This window comes from Bradyrhizobium sp. Ai1a-2, from assembly GCF_000426245.1.
Lineage (GTDB): Bacteria > Pseudomonadota > Alphaproteobacteria > Rhizobiales > Xanthobacteraceae > Bradyrhizobium.
The window spans coordinates 1-23,083 of sequence record NZ_AUEZ01000095.1; the positions used below are offsets into that span (position 1 = coordinate 1).

A 23,083-nucleotide genomic window follows, 5' to 3' on the forward strand; every position below is an offset into this window, starting at 1 on the left:
CGCAAGCTGGCGGTTATAATGCATACGATGCTTAAGACTGGCGAGCTGTTCAATCCAACGGCCGGAGCCGTCGCATAGAAATCCGAACAGCGTCCAGAAACTGAATGCTTGAGGTGTTCCTTGCCGGGACGTGAGCCGAGCCATTCCGCTGATGGGGTTGCACCGCTGACTCAGCAAAGTGCGTCGTCCACATTGAAGGCTCGTCCCGCGAAGCTCCATCATGCGGCGCCTATTGTCGACCGCGAAGACAACCATGCACCCGGCAGTCCCTCAAGGAGATTATTTCCTTGACGTTTCAGCAGCGATTAGACAACTCCATCATAAATCCTGCGCCGCAGATCAGGGTGTCTATCAGGTCCGGTGTGCCCCTGATGGCCACAGCTCAATGAGCTGCGGCGGGCTCGGTTCGAGAGCGTGTATGGGGTTGAAGGGTTGACTTTGCCGCGTCGAGCGCCGCAGCTAGCTCGTCGATGTGGTAGGGTTTCGGTAATATCTGAATGCCCGCTACTTCGGCCTCACGGACTGCGGCTTCGAAATATCCGCTCGTGAGCAGAACCGGGATATCGTTTCGTCTTCTCTTAATCTCGCGTGCGAGTTCGACCCCGTTCATGCCACCCGGCATCATGATATCGGAAAAGATGAGATCGACGGACCGACCGTCGGCCAAGGCACCGAGAGCAGCGGCGGCGCTGGCGGCGCGCGTGACTTCGTAACCGAGCTGCCCGAGCATCTCACTCACCAATGCGGCAACCTCGTCGTCATCTTCAACTAAAAGAATTTGGCCATGGTTGCTCTTCTTCGGCCGAGCCCTGTTCAAGTCGATGAGATGCCGCGCTTCAGAGGGAAGGTTTGATGATCGAGGCAGGTATAGTTCGATGCTGGTCCCTTTGCCGACCTCCGACTTGATGCGGACGGTACCTTGAGACTGGGTGGCAAATCCATGGACCTGCGCAAGCCCAAGTCCCGAGCCCTTTCCGACGTCCTTAGTCGTGAAGAACGGCTCGAAAACCCGGGACAGGATTTCCGGACCCATCCCGATCCCGGTATCTATTACAGATAAACGTACGTAGTCGCCGGTAATCTGCGCGTCGCTCAGACCGGGTAGATTCTCGCCGCGAACAACGATCGTGCCACCATTTGGCATTGCGTCTCGGGCGTTGACGGCCAAGTTGAGGATGACCAACTCAAGCTCCCCAGGGTCGACCTCCACCGGCCAGAGCGAGTCTGGAAAATCAAACTCAACGTGAACGTCACCTCTTAGACTTCGATCGAGCAGTTCGCGCATACCGCCGATCTGCAAGGCGACGTCAACAGGTTCCGGCCGAAGCGTCTGCCGACGAGAGAAAGCCAGAAGCTGCCTGGTCAAGCTGGCACCGCGCTGCGCAGCTTGGATCATCCCATCCATTAAACGACGACGGCGGTTTGAATCTGTCTGCCGGTCAAGCATGTCAAGGCCGCCGCAAATGACCATCAGCAGATTATTGAAGTCATGAGCCACTCCGCCAGTGAGTTGGCCAATAGCTTCAATCTTCTGGGCTTGGCGAAGCGTCTCCTCGACTCGAGCGCGCTCGGTCATTTCGAGACGTAGCTGGTTGTTGGCTTCCTCCAGCGCTCGCGTGCGTTCGACCACCAGTTTCTCGAGTTCCTGAGCCGTCTGCTCGCGTGCCTCAAGCAGATCCCGAATTTCATATTGACGCCGCCGTGCCCTCATTGCTGACTGGATCGCGCTAGTCAGCGTTATCGGCTGAACTGGCCGTTCGAGCAGCGAAACGTTACGGAGAAGCTCGACGATACTGCGGCGCCAGGCAACGACGGGTGGCTGCTTTCGATGGCTAGTCAGTATCACAAAAGGGAGGTCGGACCACGGCGGCTGGCTCTCGATCCATTGTGCCAGCGGCGCCGTGTCGCTCCCGAATAGACCTTCCTCGGCGAGAAAAACAGCGCCTACGCCGGCAGTCATCTCGCTGACGAGTTCAGGGAGGCTTCGGCAGTTGATCGCTTCGAGGTTTGAACTACGGAAAAGCTCGGCGGAGGCCGGTCCGTCGCGGCCGATCGGAGCGAATATGAGAACATGGTGATCCCGGTCAGCGCTCATCCAGCTGCCCCTTCGGGCATTGCCGTGCCGGTATAACGCGGATTGCCTGAAAAGACGCCGCTGAACTCCTTGAGCGGCGGCCCGAGCGTGATGCCGGCGCTAGTGAGGCGAAACTCGCGGATGGTATGCTCGTGATGGCCACTGCGCTTCTTAACGACCGATAACGCGCGTCGCACTGTTCCGCTCAGCTCGAAGTAGCGCAGCATGAGCACTGCATCGCTCAAATAGCTTATGTCAAGGGGCGTATCCATTGGGCCAACCAGCCCATGTTGAGCGAGGATCAAGATGGTCAGAACACCTTGCTGGCCTAAGTAAGTCAGCAGCTCGTGCATCTGCAGGATGAGAAATCGCTCGTCTGGCATCGCGTTCAAGTAGCCGTTCAGACTGTCGATGATGACCACGCGAGCGTTGTCGAGTTCGACGCTCCTCCGTACGTTGGCGGCGAACTCACCAGGCGACAGCTCGGCCGGATCGATCTGTTGGAATCGGATATGTCCCGAACCAACGAATTTTTCGAGAGGCAAGCCGAGCGTACGGGCGCGAGCCTCAACCGTGCCGCGACCTTCATCGAAGGCGAAGAATACGGCGTGCTCGCCGCGCTCCGCCGTCGCTATCGCATAAGTAAGCGCAACGGACGATTTACCCACTCCGGCCGCACCTATGAGAAGCGCGTTCGTGCCGCGCTCGAGTCCGCCCCCCAAAAGCTGGTCGAGCTCGGCGTTACCGCTCGGAGTGAACTCGCCGATAAACGGCTTGTGATGTTCCGCCGCTATTAGGCGGGGGAATATCCGTAGGCCTCCTTCTTCAATTGTAAAATCGTGGAAGCCGCCGCGAAATCGAATGCCGCGCATCTTTATTACGCGAAGCCGTCGCCGTTCTGCGCCATATTCGATGGCAAGCTGTTCGAGCATCACCACGCCGTGCGCGATCGAATGCAGTTGCAGGTCGTCCTGAGACGAAGAAAGGTCGTCGAGGAGAACGACCGTGCAATTGCGGTTGGTGAAGAAATGCTTCAAGGCCAGAACCTGGCGCCTATATCGGAGCGGGTTTTGCGCAAGGAGGCGCAGCTCGGACAGGCTATCGACTACTACGCGCGTAGGATTAATTCGTTCTACCTCCTTGAAGATCAGATTGGTCGTTTCGCTCAGTTCCATTTCAGCCGGATGGAAGACTGTAAGCTCGCGCTCCGGATCAAGCGTTGTCTCCGGCGGGACCAGTTCAAAGATGTCGACACCTTCCAGGGACCAGCCGTGCCGTTGCGCCACGAGGTCCAGCTCACGCTTGGTTTCGGACAGGGAAATATAGAGCACGCTCTCCCCTTCGCGCACGCCTTTGAGAAGAAATTGGAGTGCCATGGTGGTCTTGCCAGTGCCGGGCCTACCTTCGTAAAGATACATCCGATTGGCATCGAAGCCGCCTCCCAGGATGTCATCCAACCCGTCGCTGCCCGTCGAGATCCTCGGCAAATCTCTGGGCTTAGTGTCTTGAGCGCTAGACGTACCGGCCATTGATCCCCCTGGTGCTTTTTTCCCGAAAGGGCGTTTGTGCGCCCCTACAAAGGTCCAGCCCTGGCCAGGCCCGAAAGGGACATTGGTAAGGAACTCGCAGGCTAGCGTCCCAGTTCCAAGCGCAGAAAGCGGCAACCCAAGTAGCTCGCGGTGGAACCGGAGGGCATTGACTTGCCCGAGGTCATCTCCCTCTGCGGTAGCGCGAGGAGGGGGCTGACGTGCTCATTGTGCCCTCGTACTTATGTCCGCTTGGAGGGTCAGAAGCCGACGCACAGCCTGCCCCACGGTCGGTCCCGCTTTGTACCGAGAGCGGACGTCGGCGGCTCCGCGCCAAAGTCGGCCACGCTCCAACAGATGAGCTGACGGTGTGCGCAGTCCGCCATCCTCAATGATGGCGGCTCCAGCGAAGAGCTACCGGTTGGCGAACGTCGCCACGATCTGTTGCGTCATGACGATGAACGCCCTGGCGGCTGCCGAACAGTAAGCGTTGCGACGGCGAAGCAGCGCGGCGCGCCTGGGCTCGAACGCAGGTTTGATTTTCACGGCGGACAGCCCTGAGCCGCCGACGTTCTCCGGAAGGATGGTCGCGAGGTCGGTCTGGCGGATGAGTTCAAACAGCGTCAGGTTCGAGTTCGCCTCCGCGGCAATTCGCGGCCGCAAGCCTTCTTTCCGGAAATAGCGGTCCACCATCCGACGGGTCGAGAAAGACGCGTCCAGCAGCGCCAGCGGTATATTCGCAACTTCAGCCGCGGAAAGAACGGTCTTGCGCACTGGCCACCGTTTGGCGTTCACAATCAGTGCCATGCGCTCCACATGCAGTGGAGTGATCTCGATATCTTCCGACGGCAGATCGCCGAAGCCGATCCCGAGGTCCAGCTCGTCATCCAGCAGCGCCGGATGGATTTCCTCCTCCTGCGCCGACACGCGAATTGAGAACTTTATGTTCGGATAGCTTGCCCGAAAGCGCTGCGACAGCGGTCCGATCAAATAGGCGGCCACGCTAGGCGTGATGCCGAGGCGCAGCGAGCCGGTCGAAAGGTCTTCGACATCGCGGATGGCGCGGGCGCCTTCATCGAGTTCACTCAGCGCGCGTCGCACGCGTTCCAGATAGACGCTCCCCAGATCGGTCGGACGAATCTGGCGACCGCTGCGGTCGAGCAACTGCGCGCCCAGTCGTTCCTCCAATTCCTTGATCTGTTGCGAAAGAGCCGGTTGCGACACATGCAGTGCCTGTGCGGCGCGGGTGAAGCTGCCGAAATCGGCGACGGCCTTCAAGTAGCGGACATGGCGAAGCAGCATGTTCATAAGCTCCGCTTATAGGATGGATCGCAAATCAGTCTTAGATGGCTATAGCCCCAAATCCTACTTCCTTCCAGACGCACCGGTGAGGCGCGTCGCATCGGAAACAACGGAAGGCCCGCGCCGGCCGCCGCTCTCGTGCGGCGCGACCGATGACGGCCGCATTGAAGGAGAAACGATCATGCAACAGTTCGCACGCATTCTTACGGAAAATGGGATCATCCCCGTCATTCTTCGCGGCGATGAACATCTGGACCTTCGTCCAATCGTGTCGGATATCACACCTGATGCCATCGCGAGCGGCGCCCTGACGGCGGTCAACACAACCGGGCTGTCGCTCCTCCGGAGACCGTTTCGCTATGTCGCGCCGATCGGCGGTGTGCGACAGATTGCGGCCACCGGCTTCAACTACAAAAAGCACATCGAGGAATTCAAAATGAAGCCGCCGACGGAGCCCGAGGTGTTCCTGAAGGCGACGACCTCGCTGGCCGGACCTGACGATCCGATCTCGCGCGGGCCGAACCCCGGCACGAAGCTGGATTGGGAAGTAGAACTGGCGATCGTGGTCGGACGCGAAGCGCAGGACATCACCGCTGCCGAAGCGGCCGACTACATCTTTGGCTTTGTCTGCATCAACGATGTCTCCGACCGCGCCACCCAGGTCGACAACGAAGGAGGCCAGCATCTGGTCCGTGCCAAGTCGCGTCCTGGTTATGCTCCTATCGGTCCGTACCTGACCACGGGCGTCGATGGTATGAATCTCGATCTGTGGACCAAAGTGAACGGCCGGTACGAGCAGCAGGGCAACACCAGCGACATGTTGTTTTCGGTCAGCGAAATGCTGGCGTATTTCTCCGCTCACATGACGCTGCTTCCGGGCGACCTCCTGGCAACCGGAACGCCACCGGGCGTCGGCTTCGGTAAGAACCAGTTCCTCCTGCCGGGCGATGTGCTGGAATGTGGCATCGCCAACCTTGGAGCACAGCGGCATGATATCCGCGCCTGAGTACGTGCGGGATAATCTTTGAAGCGATCTCCAGATATGAGTGAGCATTAAAGCTCAGGTGGGGCAGGTCTCCACCTTGGCTAAAGAAGCCGGTCGGCAATCCAGTGCGATTAAGCGCGCAACGATGAGGCGGTTGCGCGGTTCCAGTAGCCCGCTCAACTCTCGGTCGAGGCGTGGCAATGTCGCCGGCCAAGGCTCCGGCGGCGACGCTGCCGTCGGGGTCCACAACCTAGCTGGCGCTTTTTTGAATGGCAGTTGGGAGGGTGTCGGATTTGTGCTTTTTGCAATAGGCGGCAACTTTTTCGGAATTCTTTTGCAGGCGGTCGTAGTCCAAAACATTGTTATTTGCGGCCGCGTTATAGTAGCCGCTCATGAAATACCTTACGAAATCCCGGTCTGCTGAACCGTATCCTAGCCAATTTCCGCAAGTGATCTTGTTCATGTCCAGCCTGATCTGAGCTGCGGCTGGCGCTGAGACCGCGCCTATCAAAATCGCAGTAACGACAAGAGTCGTGCATCTCATAGCGATCCTCCAAAGTCCCAAGCCGTCAATTTTTGCCGACCGATTGTTGCAAGCCATACATAACGCTTTCCGCCGGATGGTATTGGCACCATGCCTTTACGTTGGCGATATTTTGTTGATGCAAAGCAAGATCCACAAAGGTCCGGTTGTTCTGATAACTGAACCAGCCGCTCATCCAGGCAGAAAATTTATCTGACTGTGACTGAGGCATAGCAAGATATTGGCTACATATGATCTTGCCCATATCAATGGTTACCTGCGCATTCGCAGCGATTGGAATTATCGAGACAGCAAATGTCAGACTGATCAATCTACATCTCATCGAGGTGGTCCTTGATGCTGGTCTACCGGGATCTGGAGAGGGCTGCCCCCACAAGGACGCAAGAAAACGGAGCCTGGCGCTGCTCATGTTGATCTAGATCAACAGAAGTCCGTTTGGGGTCACGAGCCGTAATGCTCGCGGCGAGCAAATCACGTCAGCTCTGCCTGCGAAAGAAGAATGGGCGAGACCTGCAAATCCGTCGCGATGGGCCACTTCCGGACCCGGAGGCGCACAGGTCCGGAAAGGTCATGAGCGTAGTTGTTTCGGGAGGCCGCCTACTGGGTTCGCTCGTTGATGATGGGCATCGCGGTCCGCAGCGCCCGCTCATAGCGTTTCAGTTGCCCTTGCGAAGCCGTCTTCATGGCCAGCAGTTCATCGGATGTCTTGTTCTTGAGTTGGGCAAAGCTGGACGACAGCGATACTTCGTTATTCGCCGCCGATCCGGTCTCGCGAAGAGCGAGCATTTTTTCAATGCGCTGCATCGTCAGACTATGGCGTTCCACCACCTTGTTTGCGTGCCCTACATAATGGAGCAGCCTGTCGGTGGAGAGGGCGCGAGCGCTTTCCTCGTTCCCTTCGATAAGGTGAAGCAGTTGCTCGTCGACCATGTCGGTACACAAGTCGATACATTCGTCGCAGATATAGACGGCCGGACCTGCAACCAGTTTGCTTACGTCATGCTGGTTCTTACCGCAGAACGAGCAGTAGAGGAGACGGCCTTCCTGATCTGGATTTTGAGCTCCGGCACGCGGCTGCGGGCCATCGATCTTGGCCGACAGAATATTCCAGCTCTCGAAACCGAACGCTTTCGCGATCAGCTCCAGAGATTCGCTGTGAGTGGTTTGCACAGCCTTGGCGTTCAAGGCGTCACGCAGGGACCGTGCCATTGCCTTAGCATCGCGGAAATCGCGCATCAGAGCACCCGTATCGGCGAGCGGAGGAGATCGGGGCCTGCCTTGCCGACCCGTTCGCCAATAGCGAGGGTGAGGGCGACTTTGATACGTTCACCATCCCAAAAGGGGTGCAGGCAGCGGGTGTATCAACCCGGCACGATAATTGGGCTCGGCCGTGCTTTCTGTCAACCCGGAAACGACGGCAGGACGGTCGCATCTCTTCATCGGAGGTTCGCTCCGGGTCCAAAAGCCGCCATAGGGCGAAGTCGCGGCCGTGGCCGACTGCGGACATCCTGTTGTCTGAGCCCCATTTGCTCTAAACCCGGAAACGAATGGCGAAGGCTCAATTGACCAATGGCGAGCGAACTCGATCTTCAGGTACTCTTGACCGGCATGAAGCCTGAAATGCAGCCGGGCATTTTCGTGTTTTGCACTATGTCGGAAGAAACGGAAATTCCAGCGATGATCAGGCCGCTCCTTGCCTTCCGCGAGCGCGAGGGAACGACACTTGTCGTTCGGCGGGAGGAAGCCGAACGCCTGGGGCTCGCTTACCAGTTTGCATCGCGTCAGATCACTTTGACCGTTCATTCCTCACTTGAGGCGGTCGGTTTCCTGGCAGCTATCACGGCGCGGCTGGCTGAAGTCGGAATAAGCGTGAATGCGGTTTCGGCATTTTACCACGATCACCTGTTTGTGCCCCACGACAGGGCCGACGAAGCTCTGGCTCGTCTGCAAGAGATGATGCGGAAGCCCTCCGCCCATTGATGTGACTGCTTTGGGCCACAAGCGGTAATGCTCCGACTGATCGCAATAGTCCGCTTGGCCGTCGGAACTGACACGTCTTTATGAGTACACGCCGCAGCTTGTTTTCGAACCAAGGGGATACCGGTTCGCGTGAGGAAAAACGCGGCACAACAAGAATCCGGAGCTTCGGTTCTGATTCAAGCAGAACCGAAATTGCCATGGCCGATAGTTTCCGTCACGGGCGCTCCGGCTGCGGCCGTGTAGAGGGCGCCGATATGGTCCGAACCTGCTCCGACAAGGCTTCGGGCCGGTCGGCAATCCGGTGTGCGTCGGCGCAGGCGCCGGCGGGCACTGTAAATTGATCGGAAAGGAAGGCCAGTGTATCAAGCTGCGCAAGATTTGAGCGCAGGGAACAGAAATGGCGGCAGGGGACTTGGACGTTCTGATTCGGTCGATGGCCAAAAAGCAGGTCAGGGTCCTGACCGATGCCGCAAGGAAGCAGCATGGCCGTCTCATGGGCATGGCCGCCAAGGCCAAGGACAAGGAGACCCGGGACCGTCACAAGCACCTCGCCAAAAACACGCTCGCCTCGGCAGCGGCGGCGGCGAGGCGGCTGCAAGTCACGGCGGAGAATGCAGCCGACAGCTATGCGCGATCGATGAAGAAAGCGGCGGAAGAGAAGCCCCCGGCCAAGCCGGTCAAGAAGAAGAAAGCCTGACGCCGCAGGGCGGGTGACATCGCCGGCTCGCGAATGCGACGCGGGCCACTTCGGCGACATCACCCGATTTCAGCTGTAACCATTCTGTTGCCGTTCGAAGCCGTGGCGTAGCGATGCTTCCCCAAAATCCTCCCTGAGCCGGCCGGCCTTCTCGAGGCGAGATGGTCTTCCGCGCCGATGTTCATGCTGGAGGATCACATGAAAGTTCTCATTGCTTCGACGCCTGCAACCGGCCATCTCAATCCGCTGCTTGCAGTCGCTCGCGGCCTTATCGACGAGGGACACGAGGTTACATTCCTAACCGGCAGCGTGCTGCGGTCGCGAGTAGAGGCGATCGGTGCCGGCTTCCGGACGCTTCCCGCCGGCGCCGATATCGATGTGCGGAACATCGATGAACTCATTCCGGAGCTCAAGACTCTTGAGCCTGGACTGCAATGGCTGCGTGTCGCCATCGGCGGCTTCTTCGTCGATACCCTGCCGGCGCAATTTGCTGGGGTGGAGCAGGCGTTGCGCGACTTCGAGCCCGATGTCGTTGTCGGCGACGATATGTTCTTTGGCGTGCTTCCGATGCTGCTCGGCCCGCGTGCGAATCGGCCTGCTGTGGTGCTGTGCGGAACCTCAATTCTGCACTGCCCCCGTGATGACGGTGCACCAATCTTCCTCGGACTGCCGCCTGCGACCACCAGGGCGGACCGCGACAAGTACGCCGTCATCGCCGAAGAGTTTGACAATGTGGTCAATGCGCCCTTAACGCGGCGCACGAATGAGTTCTTGGCGGAAATGGGCTGTCCGCCGTTGTCAGCAGCTCTGTACGAATCGGTCGTTGCGCTGGCCGACGCCTATCTGCAGCTATCGGTGCCGAGCTTCGAGTTTCCGCGCAAGCTGCCGCCCACGGTCCATTTCGTGGGCAGGCCTCCGATCATTGCAAACCAGGCGCCGGTGCCGCCATGGGCCGCTGATCTCGACGGCAAGCGCAAGGTGGTGCTGGTCACGCAGGGGACGGTGGCCAATGGCGATTTCAGTCTCCTCGTCGCGCCGACGCTGGCCGCCCTTGCGGACGAACCGGATCTGCTCGTGGTCGTGACCACTGGCGGTCGTCCGGTCGATGCGATCCCCGGCCCGATTCCGTCCAACGCCCGCGTGTCCACCTACCTGCCGTTCGAGTGGATCCTGAAAAAGACGGATGTGTTCGTCACCAATGGCGGCTACGGCAGCGTCAATCAGGCGATGAGCTTTGGAATTCCAATCGTGAGCGCCGGGCTGACCGAGGACAAGGCCGATGTGAACGCGCGCATCGCGTGGTCCGGCGTCGGTATCAACCTGGCGACCAACCAGCCGGATCCGCAGGTCCTGCGCGAGGCGGTTCGGACCGTGCTCGAAAAGCCGGGCTACCGCACGCGGGCTGCATCGATGGCCGATGAGTTCGCCAAACGCGATACGCCATCGCTGATCGTCCGCATCATCAATGAAGCGGTGACAGGAAAGAAAGCGCCCGCTCGTCGCAAGGCCGCGGCGGCGTAACTTCGCGCCGCATCCGTTCGATATAGCTCGGGGATCAACGCCGGTCGTTGATCCCCCGGCATTGTCAGGCTTCAGACCGATACGGCTGGTTGAACCGGGAGGCTCTCGCGATATTGCTCGCGAGCGCGCCGGGGCCGGGGGCTATCGCGCGGAAACCATCTGGCTGCGAATGTCCTGCGCGGTCTTTTTCAGCGGGATCAGGTATTTCTTCTTCGCGGCGGCCTCGCTCATCGTGCCCGAGATCATGTTGATGCTGATCGCGGCGACGACCGCACCGATCTGATCGCGCAGCGGCACTGCGATGCCGCAGATAGCCGGGTCAAGTTCGCCGTCGACCCAGGCGTAGCCCTCCTTTTCGACGCGGGCGAGGATCTCGCCGATCCGCTGCGGATCGGTCTCTGTACGCGGCGTCACCGGCTTGAATTCTCCGCTCGCAAGATAGGCGGCGCGCTTCTCGGGCGGAAGTGCGGCGAGCAGCACCCGGCCGAGCGAGACGAGATGCGCGGGCAGGCGACTGCCGATGCCGAGGTTGGCGGAAAGAATCCGCCGCGCGGGCAGCCGCAGCGCATAGACGATCTCGCGTTCGTCGAGCACGGCCAGCGCGCAGGATTCGCCGATCTCGTTGCGCAAATCCTCCAGCGCACGCTGGGCGTAGCCCCAATAGGGCAGCGCGTTGAGATATGACAGGCCCAATCCCAATGCCCGCGGCTTGAGCGAAAAATAGCGGCCGTCGGACGCGCAATAGTTCAGCGTGACGAGGGTCGCCAGTATCCGTCGCGCGGTCGCCCGGCTGAGGCCGGCGAGTTGTGCGGCTTCGCTGAGTGTGTGTCGGCCCGGAGGTTTTCCGAGCGCTTCGACGATCGAGAAGCCGCGTGCGATCGAGCGCACGAATTCATCACTGTCCTTGCTCATTGCGCATGCCGGGTTAGCCCTTGCCAGGTTCGGCCGGGTGATTTAGGGATGGTTCGTATAACGAACGAAGAGTTCGCTAGGCGAACAATAAGGGAGTAGAGCGGATGGCGCAAGCTTCAGGCGCGCAAAGCGCAGACTTCGAGACCGATTTCTGGAAGGACGCGACATCGCGAAAGGTCTGGGACGAGATCGTGCCCGGTGAGCCGCGCAAGACTCTGCCGTACGAGCTGACGCAGGAGGCGATCGCCTTGTTCTGCAAGGCGGTCGGCGAGACCAATCCTCTTTATCTCGACGAAGCCGCGGCAAAGGCCGGCCCTTATGGCGGACTGGTCGCGCCGCCTTCGATTCACATCCTCTTGATGTTCGCCTGCACGCCCGCCGACGACTGGATGCGCAGCCCGGGCACCGTGAATGCCGGGCAGTCGTGGAGCTACAACCTTCCGGCACGGCCGGGTGACACCATCACGCTGCAGGCGCGCGCTCGACAAGTTCATCCGGCGCGAGCGGCTGTTCGTCGTGCACGACAACGTCTTCTTCAATCAGCATGGCGAAGTGATCTGTTCGGGTCGCGGCCAGACCATTCGTCCGATGTGAGGAGCGCAAGCGATGACAGTCAGTTTCGATCAGCTCAAGGCCGGCGACGGCATCGAGGGCCCGAAGTTCGCGGTGTCGCGCGAGTCGATCCGGTTATTCTGCGATGCCTCGCTCGACTACAACCCGCTGCATCTCGACGACGACTACATGAAGGGCAATTTCGGCAAGACCAATTTCGGTGGCATCATCATGCACGGCATGAACAATTTCGGCCTGCTCACGCGCATGCTGACCGACTGGGCGAAGCCGCCAGGCGCTATTCATCGTCGCCTTGAGACCCGCTGGCTCAAGCCGGTGCGGCCCGGCGATATGATTCAGCCCACCGGCGTCATCAAGTCCACGCAGGTCACAGCTAAATCCCGCTGGGTGCTGATCGATGTCATGGTGAAGAACCAGAACGGCGAGCAGGTCGCGATCGGCGAAGCCATGGTGGAGTTTCCCATCGCAACCGCGGCGGCCTGATGCGGGCGGTTGCCGCGAATGCGCACGAGGATACGACGATGAGAAAGCTGGCTGCGATCGCTTGCTCACTGCTTTTCCTTGGCCTTGCACCAGCGGCATCGGTGCAGGATCTGCCAAGATCGATCAAGATCGTCGTGCCGTTCCCGGCGGGAGGCACAACCGACATTCTCGCGCGCTACGTCGCGCAGGCGCTCGAGACAAGGCACGGGATCACCGTGCTGGTCGACAACCGCGCCGGCGCCTCGGGCGTGATCGGCTCGCAGGCCGACGCGACGTCATCGCCCGACGGCAGCGTGCTCCTGCTCACCGCGACACATCACGTCATCAATCCGAGCCTGCGGAAGAGTTTGCCTTACGATACGCGCACCGCGTTCTCGGCCGTCGCGGTCATCGCGACCGCGCCGAACGCCCTGGTGGTCAGTCGGGATTTCGCCGCCAGGAACGTCGGCGAATTGATCGCGATGGCGAAGGCGCAGCCAGGCAAGCTGTCATTCGCGTCCTCTGGCGTCGGCGGTGCCAACCACCTGTCGGGCGAGATGTTCAAGCAGATGGCGGGCGTCGATATCGTGCATGTGCCTTACAAGGGAGCGGCACCTGCGATGAACGATCTGATCGGCGGCCATGTGCCGATCATGTTCGACACGTTGCCGACGGTGATCCCGGGAGCGGCAGCCGGAACGCTTCGCGTGCTCGCAGTGACGAGCAGGGAGCGCGCGCCGACGCTGCCGGACGTGCCGACGCTCGATGAAGCCGGACTGAAGGGCTTCGAGGCGACGGCCTGGTTCGGTCTCTACATGCCGCAAGCCGGCGAGTCCGCCGTCTACCTCAGGCTGGTGACCGCGATCCAGGATGTGCTTGCGGATCCCGGCATCAAGGAGAAGTTCGCGAGCCAGGGCGTCGAGCCGGGCAAGCTGTTCGGCGGCGAATTCGCAAAATTCGTCGGTGCCGAGATCACGAAATGGGGTCGGGTGGTCGAGGCCGCCAATCTGCAGCCGGAATAATCAGGCCCGCAACGAGATCGTCCGAGCCGCCGCGGTCATTGATCGGCCTGCGGCAGGAATTCGAGCGTCCAGTTTACGCCCGTCGGGTGGAAGTCGAGGCTGCCGCTGCCGTTGAGGGCGCGGGGCACGATCTGCTCGATCACGACGCGGCCGAAACCTTGCCGTTGCGGCGGCGTCACCGCGGGGCCGCCCTTTTCGGACCACGAGAATCGAATGCGGTCGTCCGCGTCCTCAGCGTGCCAGCGGATCACCACTCCGCCGCCGGGCGTCGACAACGCCCCGTGCTTGGAGGCATTGGTCGCGAGCTCATGCAACGCCAGGCCCAGATGCTGCACTGCGTCGGGTTTGAGGATGATCGCCGGACCGTCCGCGTCGATGCGCCCTGAACTGGCTTCATCGAAGGGCCGCATCTGCGACGACACCAGATCGTGCAGCGAGGAGCCGCGCCAGCTGTCCCTCACCAGGAGATCGTGACAATGCGCCAGCGCCTGCAGTCGCTCCAGAAAGCGCGTCCGGTACTGCTTGACGTCCCCGGCATAAAGCGCGGTCTGGTTGGCGACCGCCATGACGACGGCGAGCAGGTTCTTGGTGCGGTGTGAAAGCTCCTCGACGATGAAGCGGATGTGTTCCTCGCGCCGCTTCTGCTCGCTGATATCGATATGGGTGCCGATCCAGCGATAGACGGTCGAGCTCGCATCCCGCAACGGGATCACCCGGGTCAGGAATGGACGGTGGCGTCCGTCCTTTCCGAGCAGCGACAGCTCCATTTCGAGCGGCACGCCGGCGCGCAGCGAATTGGCCCAGCGGCTCCTCACCTCCGGCATTGACTCTGCGGAGAGCAGCGCCTGCCAGTCGTGGACGCTGCCGGCTTCTACGGGTGCGCCTGTATATTCATACCATTGACTGTTGATCCAGAAGATCCGGCCGTCGGCGTCGGCCATCCAGACCAGTTGCGGAATGGCATCGGCCAGCGTGTGAAACTGACGTTCGCTGGCCAGAAGCGCGGCTTCGGCGCGCTTGCGTTCACTGATCTCCTCGGCGGCGACATTGACGCCGATGATGTCGCCGCGCGGTCCCCGGTGCGGATGCCAGTAGGTGATCCACGTGCGGTCTTCGACCTGGTCGGAGCGCTGGCCGACCACCTCGACGCCGATCACCGGCTCGCCGGTCGTCATGATCGAACGCACGATCGCCTCGACCGAGTCGGCCAGTTGAGGCACGCACTCCCGCACAGTTCGCCCAAGATGCCCTTCGACGGAAATGCCGCATATTTCCGTCAATCTCTGGTTGATATGCAGATAGCGGCAGTCGGGCGAGAGGAATGCGAGCCCGATCGGCGCGGTATCGTAGATCAACTGCAGTGCGGGCTGCTCGGCGAACGGCAGTCCGGCCAATAGGAGGCCCGGCTGATCCGCCTTCGATTGGGAGCGTGCGTCGTTGGGCACCGAACGCCTCTGCTTCTCTTTCCGCCACCACCCCCAGTAGCGTCACAAGCCTACACCTTCCGGCCGGTACCGTGTCAACCGCTGCAACTGCCCAGCGTGGGCGAGAGGAAGTCATATGACGAAAGCCATGTGACGCTGGTTGTCGCTTAACGCGCACCGCGCGGTGGTCCGTGACGTTTCTGCGGAGGTTGAGCCGGCATACATCGGCGTCACGCCAGCGCGCGCTTCACGTCAGTCTTCGTAAAATCGTCGCCGATGTAGAGTAGGGGACAGTCGTGCTCGTTCGCGACCTCGTAGGCAAAGCAATCGCCAAAGTTGAGCGCTGCGGCATTGATGCCTTTTCCCCACCGTCCATAAGCAGAGGCGATCCGCTCCGCCGATGCGGGCGTCACTGAAACGACGGTAAGGCCGAGGCCGTCGATCAGGCTCGTCATTTCTTCGCGGACATTGCGGCGGACAGCGACGATCAGGCACTCGGCGACGGTGCCCGCCGAGATCAGAATCTCGCCCTCCGCTTCAAGCGCGCCGATGCAGGCGCTGGCCTCTGCTTCGCCGAGCACGATCGCCATCAGTGCTGAGGTGTCGACCGCGATCATTTCGGCAAGCCGTCGTCACCATAAAGGAAGTCCTGGCTCCGCGCGGCTGTCGGCCCGTTGGTCGCTTTGGCCGCACCGCTCTTTCGCGCCGCCTCAAGCAAGGCGCGCCGCGCCTTGCGATCGGGCGTGGCAGTGATCGGAACGAGCCGTACGGCGGGATGCCCATGACGCGTTAAAATCACCTCATCGCCTGCCTCGGCGCGCCGCACCAGGTCGGTTAGTTGACCTTTAGCCTCCGTCACCGATATCCGCACCGTACTCATATCCTTTCGAGAAATTCAGTCATGCCAAAAATGGACCATTGAATAGTCCAAGTCAATGGAAGTCGCAAAAATTAAAGCGACTCGATCTTCCTTAGGCTGCTGGCCGACGGTTGATGGCGCCATGGATAGCCGCATGCCCAGAGCGCAGTACTCGCCGTTTGAAAATAGTGTATCCGCTGTTTCGACAGCGCGGCCGGACCTCTGTTCCCGCGCCACAAGAGCATAAATTTTCTGCGGAGGAAGCTTTCATGTCGGCTCTGCCACTCTCGGGCATCAAGATTCTCGACCTGACGCGTGTGCTCGCGGGTCCGTTGTCGGCGCAGATGCTGGCCGATCTCGGCGCCGAGGTGATCAAGATCGAGCGTCCCGGCACCGGCGACGACGCGCGCGCCTTTGGTCCGCCTTATCTGGCCGATCCCGATGGCAAGGAGAACAACAACAACTCGTTCTATCTCTGCGCCAACCGCAACAAGAAGTCGGTCACGGTCAACATCGCGAAAGCTGAAGGGCAGGAGATCATCCGCGAGCTCGCCAAAGGCGTCGACGTGATGATGGAGAACTACAAGGTCGGCGATCTCAAGCGCTACGGGCTCGATTACGAATCGATCAAGAAGATCAACCCGCGCATCATCTATTGCTCGGTGACCGGCTTCGGCCAGACCGGCCCCTATGCGCCGCGCGCCGGCTATGACGCGATCTTCCAGGCGATGGGCGGTTTGATGAGCGTCACCGGCCACATGGACGGAGAGCCGGGCGCCGGCCCGATGAAGGTCGGCCCCTCCATCGTCGACTACATGACCGGCATGAACACTTCGACCGGCATCCTTGCCGCGCTCTATAACCGCGACGCCAGGGGCGGGGAGGGGCAGCATGTCGACGTCTGCCTGCTCGACACCGTGATCGCCTCGCTCTCGCACTACGCGCAGATCTATCTCGTCAACGGCAAGACGCCGCCGCGCCGCGGCACCTGGGGCAATGGCGGCATGCCGGCCGGCGTGTTCCGCTGCACCGACGGCGAACTGATGCTGGTGGTCGGCAATGACGCGCAATTCGAGCGCACCTGCGCCGTGCTTGGCGAGCCCGAACTCGCCAAGGACCCGCGCTTCGTCAAGAACAACAACCGCGTCGTGCACGGCAAGGAGATCATGGCGATCTTCGCCGGCCTGTTCCTCAAGAAGCCGGTCGCCTACTGGCTGGAAGAGCTGGAGAAGGCCGGCGTGCCGTCCGGCCCGGTCAACGATTTCGCGCAGGTGTTTGCCGACGAGCATGTCCGTTCGCGCGGCATGGAGGTCAAGGTCGACCACCCCTTCGAACATTCGCTGTCGCTGATCCGCAATGCGCTGACGTTCTCGGCGACGCCGATCAACGACTACCGCGCGCCGCCGCTGCTCGGCGCGAACACCAAGGAAGTGCTGTCGGGCAAGCTCGGCTACGACGAGGCCAAGATCGAGGGCCTGAAGGCGGCGGGGATCGTTTAGGCTTGCGGCAGGCCGTAGCCCGGGTGGAGCGAAGCGCAACCCGGGATCTGTCGAGCATCGCACAGGCTTTCCCCGGGTTACGCTTCGCTCCACCCGGGCTACGGCTGTTGGCGAGAGGTGAGCGCCCGTTGCTGGCCTCGGTAAACATTATTTTCTGCTGCGAAATTGAAAGACAGATTTTGTCGATAGGTATTTAATAGGCTGATTTTTGTATCTGTAATTTGTGAGGGGAGAATGACCGATGCTGCTCGCTCGCTCCGCTTTACTGTTACTTGCGGCGCTACTTGCAAGTCCAGCTGTTGCGCAGTCCTTTCCGCCGGGATCTGCGGTTTATAACTGGCACTATACTTGTCCCACCAACAATCCGGACGGCACTTGCCGGTTTTCGATTTTATCGGCGAATTACGCAGGGAATAACGTTGCCGACGTTCAGGCTGTGCTCGCCTATCAAACGGTCGGAGCGCAGCAGATTCCGTTCTACCATTTTCGGATCACGTTCATGGGCAACAGGAAACCGGATTTGGTGATGATCCAGGCCAATGCAGCGGTTTCATTTGCCGCGTACGGCATGGCTCAGGCCAGTGGCACGGGTCCGATTGCTGTTGAGACTGCCTCTGTGTTGAATTAACGCGTGCTCAGATCAGATTGAAATCCAGCCGCAATGAAGCTGCGCTCCCTCTCCCGCTTGCGGGAGAGGGGTGGGGTGAGGGCTCTCTCCGCGAAAAGAAAGAGATTATCTTTGCGCGGAGAGAACCCTCCCCCGGCGCTGCGCGCCAACCTCTCCCGCAAGCGGGCGAGGTGACTCTCAAGGCCGCTTCGCGGCGAAGTTGCCGAACGGGAGGTGCGCGTTCTCCCTCTCCCGCTTGCGGGAGAGGGCTGGGGAGAGGGCTCTCTCCGCGAAAAGAAAGAGATTATCTTTGCGCGGAGAGAGCCCTCACCCGGCGCTACGCGCCGACCTCTCCCGCAAGCGGGCGAGGTGACTCTCAAGGCCGCTAGCGTGCGTCGCGCGCGAGCATGCGCGGCGGCGCCTTGCTCGTCGCGTCGCCCATCGTCAGCGCCATCGCTGCGACCGTGACCACGCGCTCGATGACCCCATCGACGTCATCGACGTCGCATTTGCCTTCCGACAGTTTCTTCAGCCGTTCGCTGTCGCGCACGGTCTGCTGAGCCATGGCGAGCGCGAAGTGCAGTCCCCAATAGAGTTCGACATCGCTGTGCCCCGGGAGCGAGCGCCGCATCGCCGCGATGAACTTGCGCAGATGGTCGATCTCGCGGTTCCGGATGCGGCGGATCGGTGGCACCGACTCGATCGAGACCCGTATCATGAAGCGTGCCGCGGTCGAGCGCTGGTTCTCTGGACCAAGACAGCCACGCAAGGTCGGTCCGACGAGGGCGCGCAGTATCGCGTCGATCGAGGCCCGCCCATCGCCTGCTTCCTCGGCGGCCTGCAACAGCCTGAGCCGTTCGCGGTTGAGCTGGATGCTGCGGGTGATGAACAGCTCCGCGATCAATTCATCTTTCGAGCCGAAGTGATAGTTCACCGCCGCGAGGTTGACGTTCGCCTCCGCGACGATGTCGCGCAGCGTGACATCGCCGAAGCCGCGGTCGGCGTAGAGCCGCTCGGCGGCGGCGAGGATGGCGGTTCGGGTCTGGTCGCTGGCCATTCGGATCACCCCCGTCGAGGGAGTTGCATTTCAAACATTTGTATGAAACTATCGTTTGAAGCCCGGAAAATGTCAATCCGCTGATATGCGCGATCGGCGTTCTGGCACACCACAGTCGTTGTCGTCTGCGATCAGGCCTTGCGGCGCGCGGGCGGCGGGAAGACAGTGCGGCCCAAAGTCTAGGAAACGAGGAGCGTCCCATGGATTTCACGATGTCGGACAAGCAGAGGGAATGGCTGAACCGCGTGCAGTCGTTCATGACCACGCATGTTCGCCCGGCGGTGCCGATCTACAAGAAGCAGGACGAGGAGGGGCCGCGCTGGAAGGTGATCCCGGTCCTCGAGGAGCTGAAGAAGAAGGCCAAGGCTGAAGGCCTCTGGAACATGTTCCTGCCGCCGTCCTCGCATGATGACGACGAATTTCATGGCGCGGGATTGACCAATCTCGAATACGCGCTGCTCTCCGAGGAGATGGGCCACATCAGCTGGGCATCGGAAGTCTTCAACTGCTCGGCGCCCGACACCGGCAACATGGAAGTCCTGTTCCGCTACGGCACCAAGGAGCAGAAGCGGCAGTGGCTGCGGCCGCTGCTGAACGGCGAGATCCGCTCCGCGTTCCTGATGACGGAGCCCGCGGTGGCTTCGTCGGATGCGACCAACATCGAGACCCGCATCGAGCGCGACGGCGATCACTATGTGATCAACGGCCGCAAATGGTGGTCGTCGGGCGTCGGCGATCCCCGCTGCAAGATCGCGATCCTGATGGGCAAGACCGATCCTTCGGCCGCCAGGCATCAGCAGCAGTCGCAGATCCTCGTGCCGCTCGACACCCCCGGCATCAAGGTGGAGAAGATGCTGCCGGTGTTCGGCTTTGACGACGCGCCGCACGGCCATGCCCAGGTGCTGCTCGAGAACGTGCGCGTGCCGGCCTCGAACCTGTTGCTCGGCGAAGGCCGCGGCTTCGAGATCGCGCAGGGCCGCCTCGGCCCGGGCCGCATCCATCACTGCATGCGCACCATCGGCAAGGCCGAGGAGGCGCTCGAGAAGATGGTGAAGCGGCTGATGTCGCGCACCGCGTTCGGCAAGAAGATCATCGAGCACTCGGTGTGGGAGCAGCGCATCGGCGAAGCCCGCACCAATATCGAGATGACGCGCCTGCTCTGCCTCAAGGCTGCCGACATGATGGACAAGGTCGGCAACAAGACCGCGCAGCTCGAAATTGCCATGATCAAGGTTGCGGCGCCGAACATGGCACTGAAGATCATCGACGAGGCGATCCAGGCCTATGGCGGCGGCGGCGTGTCCGACGATGCAGGGCTGGCGAAGGATTACGCCGGCATCCGCACGCTGCGGCTGGCCGACGGTCCGGACGAGGTGCATAATCGCGCCATTGCCAGACTTGAACTTCGGAAGTATGCAAACACGTCACACTAGCGGGAGCGTCGCGATGATGCTCCCCAAGAAGAGTGAGGGAGCGTCATCGTGGCGGACGGCGTCAGGAAGGACGAAGAATTTTCCGGGACCCGGGAAGTCGAGGAACGTCATCGCATCGACGAGGCAAGTCTTGCCCGCTGGATGCAGGAGCACGTCGAAGGGTTTCAGGGGCCTCTGAAGGTCCTGCAGTTCAAGGGCGGCCAGTCCAACCCGACCTACAAGCTCGAGACGCCCGGTCGCGCTTACGTGATGCGGCGCAAGCCGTTCGGCAAATTGTTGCCGTCCGCACACGCGGTCGATCGCGAGTTCCGCGTCATCGCGGCGCTCGGCAAGCAGGGTTTTCCGGTCGCGAAGGCCTACGCGCTCTGCACCGACGATTCCGTGATCGGCGCCACCTTCTACATCATGTCCTTTGAAGAGGGCCGGGTGTTCTGGGACCCGACGCTGCCGAGCCAGAGTCCGGAGGATCGGCGCAAGATCTTCACCAGCAAGATCGAGACGCTGGCGAAACTCCACGTCTTCAATCCCGAAGCGATCGGGCTCGGCGATTTCGGCAAGCCCGGCAATTATTTCGCGCGCCAGATCAATCGCTGGACCAAGCAGTACCGCGCGTCCGAGACGCAGCACATCGAAGAATTCGAGAAGGTCGCCGAGTGGCTGCCGAAGACGGTGCCGCAGCAGGAGCGGGTCTCGATCGTCCACGGCGACTACCGCCTCGACAACATGATCTTCCATCCGACCGAGCCGCGCGTCCTGGCGGTGCTGGATTGGGAATTGTCGACGCTCGGCGATCCCATGGCCGACTTCACCTATCTGTTGATGCAGTGGACCATGCCGGGGCTTGCCGGCGCCGATCTCAAGGCGGTGAACATTCCGAGCCTGGAAGAGGCCGCGCAGATCTATTGCAACGTCACCAAGATGGCGGTGCCTGATCTCAATTGGTATTTCTCCTACAACCTGTTCCGCCTCGCGGGCATCACGCAGGGTATCGCCGGTCGGATCCGCGACGGCACCGCGGCGAACGCGAAGGCGATCGAGTCAGCCAAGCGCACGGTGCCGCTGTCCCAGGCATCCTGGGAATACGCGCAAAAGGCAGGCGCGACGTGAGAGAAGATTACGTGGCGCGATCCCTTCGGATCGCGTCACGTTGAATAGAGGCGAGCGATGCCCCCACTTCCGCCTCTCCCATAGGGAGAGGTCGGCGCGTAGCGCCGGGTGAGGGGTTGCGGTCCCTCCATAGAGCGAGATCCCTCACCCGAATTGCTGCGCAATTCGACCTTTTCCCGCTGGGGAGAGGTGCGGGACCTTCGACGCGGCACCAACTCGATCCAATCGCATCATCCGTTTTAGCCGGCTTGGCTCTTTCTCTTGGCGCTTTCCCCCAATGTACGCGGAAGCCTGTTCATGGCGGTGGCCACGGCGGGCTTCACGGTCAACGATGCGATCACCAAGGTCGTGTCGTCGGAGATGAACTTCGGCCAGGTGATGCTGGTGCGGGGCGTTTTTGCCATTGGACTGATCGCGGCGTTGGTCTTCCATCAGGGGGCGATGCGGTCGTTTCGAACGCTCCTGGTCAAGCCGGTCGCGTTGCGGGTGATCGGCGAAGTCGGCGGAACGGTCTCGTATCTTGCGGCAATCTCGCATCTGCCGCTCGCGAATATCTCCGCGATCCTGCAGGCGCTGCCGCTGCTCGTCACGCTGGGCGCCGCGCTGGCATTCGGTGAGCCCGTCGGTTGGCGGCGCTGGCTTGCGATCATCGGCGGATTTGTCGGCGTTCTCATCATCGTTCGGCCGGGCGCCGAGGGCTTCAACCAGTTCGCGCTGTTCGCCTTGATCTCGGTGGTCTTCTGCGCGCTGCGCGATCTCGCGACAAGGCAGATACCGAAGCAGATTCCGTCGCTGTTCGTGACGCTGCTGACAACAGTGACAGTGACGACCACCGGCGCCGTCATCCTCGTTCCGCTCGGCGGCTGGACCCCGCCATCCGCCGGCGCGCTCGGCCTCCTGGCGATGGCTGCGGTTCTTGTCCTGATCGGCTACCAGTGCGTCATCGTGGCGCTGCGCACTAGTGATATCTCCGCCGTGGCGCCGTTCCGCTATCTCGCGCTGCTATGGGCCATGCTGCTTGGCTATCTCATCTTCGGCGATGTGGCCGACGTCATGATGATCGCGGGCGCATCGATCATCGTGCTTTCAGGGCTCTACGCCTTCCACCGCGAGCACAAGCGCAAGCGTCCCGTCGCGGCGACCGCATCCGGCGTGCCGCCCGACGGGCTGTGATCGCTGCCGTCATTGCGAGCGCAGCGACTTGTCCGCCGTAGCTCAACGAGCGAAGGCGGAAGCAATCCACGTCTTCGCTTGTGGCGCTATGGATTGCTTCGCTGCGGTCGCAATAACGATGTGGATGCGTTGGGTGCGACAAAACAACTCGACGGGCAAATCACCCAAAAGTCTGTCCAGCCCTTACACAAAAAACATTCCGCTTCCGTCGTCGGGCAAATCAGCACTATGACTCCGCGCGTCTCACCCGAATGAGGGGCGGATCGCGATCGTCACGAACGTTGCGGTGAGATGCGGTGGACGTGAAGTGTGTGACTGACGAGCAC

The 23,083-nt window shown here is 61.1% G+C and carries 23 protein-coding genes and 1 pseudogene; 13 read left to right on the forward strand and 11 right to left on the reverse strand.

Annotated features, from left to right (window positions below; translation table 11 throughout):
* Window positions 1-382 precede the first annotated feature (382 nt).
* The 3 genes from K288_RS0137260 to cynR form a co-directional block, all read right to left on the reverse strand.
* Complete coding sequence (locus tag K288_RS0137260; protein ID WP_027584074.1) at window positions 383-2,095, reverse strand: ATP-binding protein; 1,713 nt, start codon at window positions 2,093-2,095, stop codon at window positions 383-385.
* On the reverse strand, window positions 2,092-3,603 hold the full coding sequence (locus K288_RS0137265) for an ATPase domain-containing protein (RefSeq protein WP_027584075.1): 1,512 nt from the start codon (window positions 3,601-3,603) through the stop codon (window positions 2,092-2,094). Before K288_RS0137265 ends, K288_RS0137260 begins: the two co-directional genes overlap by 4 nt.
* 411 nt (window positions 3,604-4,014) lie before the next feature.
* Window positions 4,015-4,908: a transcriptional regulator CynR gene (gene cynR, locus K288_RS0137270; RefSeq protein ID WP_343209355.1), complete on the reverse strand. Its 894-nt coding sequence runs from the start codon at window positions 4,906-4,908 to the stop codon at window positions 4,015-4,017.
* A 175-nt stretch (window positions 4,909-5,083) separates the two neighbouring features.
* Between cynR and K288_RS0137275 the strand changes: the two genes are divergently transcribed.
* Window positions 5,084-5,908, forward strand: coding sequence for a fumarylacetoacetate hydrolase family protein (locus K288_RS0137275; protein ID WP_064737393.1), 825 nt, complete (start codon window positions 5,084-5,086; stop codon window positions 5,906-5,908).
* 229 nt (window positions 5,909-6,137) lie between these two features.
* Here K288_RS0137275 and K288_RS55115 read toward each other — a convergent pair whose 3' ends face one another.
* The 3 genes from K288_RS55115 to K288_RS0137290 all read right to left on the reverse strand — a co-directional run bounded on the left by K288_RS55115 (window position 6,138) and on the right by K288_RS0137290 (window position 7,667).
* Entirely contained in the window at window positions 6,138-6,488 is a 351-nt protein-coding gene (locus tag K288_RS55115; protein ID WP_084800020.1) for an HdeA/HdeB family chaperone, read from the reverse strand.
* Window positions 6,457-6,741, reverse strand: coding sequence for an HdeA/HdeB family chaperone (locus tag K288_RS55120; protein WP_244443403.1), 285 nt, complete (start codon window positions 6,739-6,741; stop codon window positions 6,457-6,459). The genes K288_RS55115 and K288_RS55120 overlap by 32 nt, the downstream gene beginning before the upstream one ends.
* A 287-nt stretch (window positions 6,742-7,028) precedes the next feature.
* Window positions 7,029-7,667, reverse strand: coding sequence for a ClpX C4-type zinc finger protein (locus tag K288_RS0137290; RefSeq protein ID WP_027584080.1), 639 nt, complete (start codon window positions 7,665-7,667; stop codon window positions 7,029-7,031).
* Window positions 7,668-8,000: 333 nt separating this feature from the next.
* On the opposite strand from K288_RS0137290, the gene K288_RS0137295 reads away from it, so the two are divergent.
* The 3 genes from K288_RS0137295 to K288_RS0137305 all read left to right on the forward strand — a co-directional run bounded on the left by K288_RS0137295 (window position 8,001) and on the right by K288_RS0137305 (window position 10,629).
* Window positions 8,001-8,411: an ACT domain-containing protein gene (locus tag K288_RS0137295; RefSeq protein ID WP_027584081.1), complete on the forward strand. Its 411-nt coding sequence runs from the start codon at window positions 8,001-8,003 to the stop codon at window positions 8,409-8,411.
* A gap of 433 nt (window positions 8,412-8,844) precedes the next feature.
* Entirely contained in the window at window positions 8,845-9,108 is a 264-nt protein-coding gene (locus K288_RS47770) for a hypothetical protein (RefSeq protein WP_244443404.1), read from the forward strand.
* A gap of 198 nt (window positions 9,109-9,306) precedes the next feature.
* Window positions 9,307-10,629: a nucleotide disphospho-sugar-binding domain-containing protein gene (locus K288_RS0137305; protein ID WP_027584082.1), complete on the forward strand. Its 1,323-nt coding sequence runs from the start codon at window positions 9,307-9,309 to the stop codon at window positions 10,627-10,629.
* Window positions 10,630-10,770: 141 nt separating this feature from the next.
* On the opposite strand, the gene K288_RS0137310 is transcribed toward K288_RS0137305, so the two are convergent.
* A complete protein-coding gene (locus K288_RS0137310; RefSeq protein WP_027584083.1) occupies window positions 10,771-11,541 on the reverse strand; it encodes an IclR family transcriptional regulator C-terminal domain-containing protein in 771 nt (256 codons plus the stop codon).
* Between the two features lie 104 nt (window positions 11,542-11,645).
* On the opposite strand from K288_RS0137310, the pseudogene K288_RS47775 reads away from it, so the two are divergent.
* From K288_RS47775 to K288_RS0137325, 4 genes and pseudogenes are all read left to right on the forward strand, one after another.
* Window positions 11,646-11,972, forward strand: a pseudogene (locus tag K288_RS47775) (MaoC family dehydratase N-terminal domain-containing protein); the annotation flags it as partial.
* A 22-nt stretch (window positions 11,973-11,994) separates the two neighbouring features.
* Complete coding sequence (locus K288_RS55125; protein WP_244443407.1) at window positions 11,995-12,135, forward strand: hypothetical protein; 141 nt, start codon at window positions 11,995-11,997, stop codon at window positions 12,133-12,135.
* Between the two features lie 12 nt (window positions 12,136-12,147).
* A complete protein-coding gene (locus K288_RS0137320) occupies window positions 12,148-12,597 on the forward strand; it encodes a MaoC family dehydratase (protein WP_027584084.1) in 450 nt (149 codons plus the stop codon).
* Window positions 12,598-12,635: 38 nt separating this feature from the next.
* A complete protein-coding gene (locus tag K288_RS0137325) occupies window positions 12,636-13,598 on the forward strand; it encodes a tripartite tricarboxylate transporter substrate binding protein (RefSeq protein WP_027584085.1) in 963 nt (320 codons plus the stop codon).
* A gap of 35 nt (window positions 13,599-13,633) precedes the next feature.
* Here the strand turns inward: K288_RS0137325 and K288_RS0137330 are convergent, their stop codons facing one another.
* The 3 genes from K288_RS0137330 to K288_RS0137340 form a co-directional block, all read right to left on the reverse strand.
* Window positions 13,634-15,043, reverse strand: coding sequence for a PAS domain-containing protein (locus tag K288_RS0137330; RefSeq protein ID WP_027584086.1), 1,410 nt, complete (start codon window positions 15,041-15,043; stop codon window positions 13,634-13,636).
* A 209-nt stretch (window positions 15,044-15,252) separates the two neighbouring features.
* The gene (locus tag K288_RS0137335; RefSeq protein WP_027584087.1) at window positions 15,253-15,639 is read right to left on the reverse strand and encodes a type II toxin-antitoxin system VapC family toxin; all 387 of its coding nucleotides are present in this window, start codon (window positions 15,637-15,639) and stop codon (window positions 15,253-15,255) included.
* A complete protein-coding gene (locus K288_RS0137340; RefSeq protein WP_027584088.1) occupies window positions 15,636-15,893 on the reverse strand; it encodes a type II toxin-antitoxin system prevent-host-death family antitoxin in 258 nt (85 codons plus the stop codon). Before K288_RS0137340 ends, K288_RS0137335 begins: the two co-directional genes overlap by 4 nt.
* Window positions 15,894-16,150: 257 nt before the next feature.
* Here K288_RS0137340 and K288_RS0137345 point away from each other — a divergent pair, with 257 nt between their 5' ends.
* Complete coding sequence (locus K288_RS0137345) at window positions 16,151-17,380, forward strand: CaiB/BaiF CoA-transferase family protein (RefSeq protein WP_027584089.1); 1,230 nt, start codon at window positions 16,151-16,153, stop codon at window positions 17,378-17,380.
* Between the two features lie 241 nt (window positions 17,381-17,621).
* Window positions 17,622-18,008, forward strand: a complete 387-nt coding sequence (locus tag K288_RS52940) for a hypothetical protein (protein ID WP_152535857.1) — start codon at window positions 17,622-17,624, stop codon at window positions 18,006-18,008.
* A gap of 364 nt (window positions 18,009-18,372) precedes the next feature.
* Here K288_RS52940 and K288_RS0137355 read toward each other — a convergent pair whose 3' ends face one another.
* Window positions 18,373-19,044 carry a TetR/AcrR family transcriptional regulator gene (locus K288_RS0137355; protein WP_027584091.1) on the reverse strand — a complete coding sequence of 224 codons (672 nt, stop codon included), beginning with the start codon at window positions 19,042-19,044 and terminating at the stop codon, window positions 18,373-18,375.
* 200 nt (window positions 19,045-19,244) lie between these two features.
* Between K288_RS0137355 and K288_RS0137360 the strand changes: the two genes are divergently transcribed.
* From K288_RS0137360 to K288_RS0137370, 3 genes are all read left to right on the forward strand, one after another.
* A complete protein-coding gene (locus K288_RS0137360) occupies window positions 19,245-20,477 on the forward strand; it encodes an acyl-CoA dehydrogenase family protein (RefSeq protein WP_027584092.1) in 1,233 nt (410 codons plus the stop codon).
* 48 nt (window positions 20,478-20,525) lie between these two features.
* Window positions 20,526-21,584: a phosphotransferase family protein gene (locus K288_RS0137365; protein WP_027584093.1), complete on the forward strand. Its 1,059-nt coding sequence runs from the start codon at window positions 20,526-20,528 to the stop codon at window positions 21,582-21,584.
* Window positions 21,585-21,845: 261 nt separating this feature from the next.
* A complete protein-coding gene (locus K288_RS0137370) occupies window positions 21,846-22,757 on the forward strand; it encodes a DMT family transporter (protein ID WP_027584094.1) in 912 nt (303 codons plus the stop codon).
* Window positions 22,758-23,083: the final 326 nt, after the last annotated feature.

Coding starts and splice junctions, on each gene's coding strand:
- K288_RS0137260 (WP_027584074.1), bottom strand. CDS start 2,095: ATGAGCGCTGACCGGGATCACCATGTTCTCATATTCGCTCCGATCGGC.
- K288_RS0137265 (WP_027584075.1), bottom strand. CDS start 3,603: ATGGCCGGTACGTCTAGCGCTCAAGACACTAAGCCCAGAGATTTGCCG.
- cynR (WP_343209355.1), bottom strand. CDS start 4,908: ATGAACATGCTGCTTCGCCATGTCCGCTACTTGAAGGCCGTCGCCGAT.
- K288_RS0137275 (WP_064737393.1), top strand. CDS start 5,084: ATGCAACAGTTCGCACGCATTCTTACGGAAAATGGGATCATCCCCGTC.
- K288_RS55115 (WP_084800020.1), bottom strand. CDS start 6,488: ATGGCTTGCAACAATCGGTCGGCAAAAATTGACGGCTTGGGACTTTGG.
- K288_RS0137290 (WP_027584080.1), bottom strand. CDS start 7,667: ATGCGCGATTTCCGCGATGCTAAGGCAATGGCACGGTCCCTGCGTGAC.
- K288_RS0137295 (WP_027584081.1), top strand. CDS start 8,001: ATGGCGAGCGAACTCGATCTTCAGGTACTCTTGACCGGCATGAAGCCT.
- K288_RS47770 (WP_244443404.1), top strand. CDS start 8,845: ATGGCCAAAAAGCAGGTCAGGGTCCTGACCGATGCCGCAAGGAAGCAG.
- K288_RS0137305 (WP_027584082.1), top strand. CDS start 9,307: ATGAAAGTTCTCATTGCTTCGACGCCTGCAACCGGCCATCTCAATCCG.
- K288_RS0137310 (WP_027584083.1), bottom strand. CDS start 11,541: ATGAGCAAGGACAGTGATGAATTCGTGCGCTCGATCGCACGCGGCTTC.
- K288_RS0137320 (WP_027584084.1), top strand. CDS start 12,148: ATGACAGTCAGTTTCGATCAGCTCAAGGCCGGCGACGGCATCGAGGGC.
- K288_RS0137325 (WP_027584085.1), top strand. CDS start 12,636: ATGAGAAAGCTGGCTGCGATCGCTTGCTCACTGCTTTTCCTTGGCCTT.
- K288_RS0137335 (WP_027584087.1), bottom strand. CDS start 15,639: ATGATCGCGGTCGACACCTCAGCACTGATGGCGATCGTGCTCGGCGAA.
- K288_RS0137345 (WP_027584089.1), top strand. CDS start 16,151: ATGTCGGCTCTGCCACTCTCGGGCATCAAGATTCTCGACCTGACGCGT.
- K288_RS52940 (WP_152535857.1), top strand. CDS start 17,622: ATGCTGCTCGCTCGCTCCGCTTTACTGTTACTTGCGGCGCTACTTGCA.
- K288_RS0137355 (WP_027584091.1), bottom strand. CDS start 19,044: ATGGCCAGCGACCAGACCCGAACCGCCATCCTCGCCGCCGCCGAGCGG.
- K288_RS0137360 (WP_027584092.1), top strand. CDS start 19,245: ATGGATTTCACGATGTCGGACAAGCAGAGGGAATGGCTGAACCGCGTG.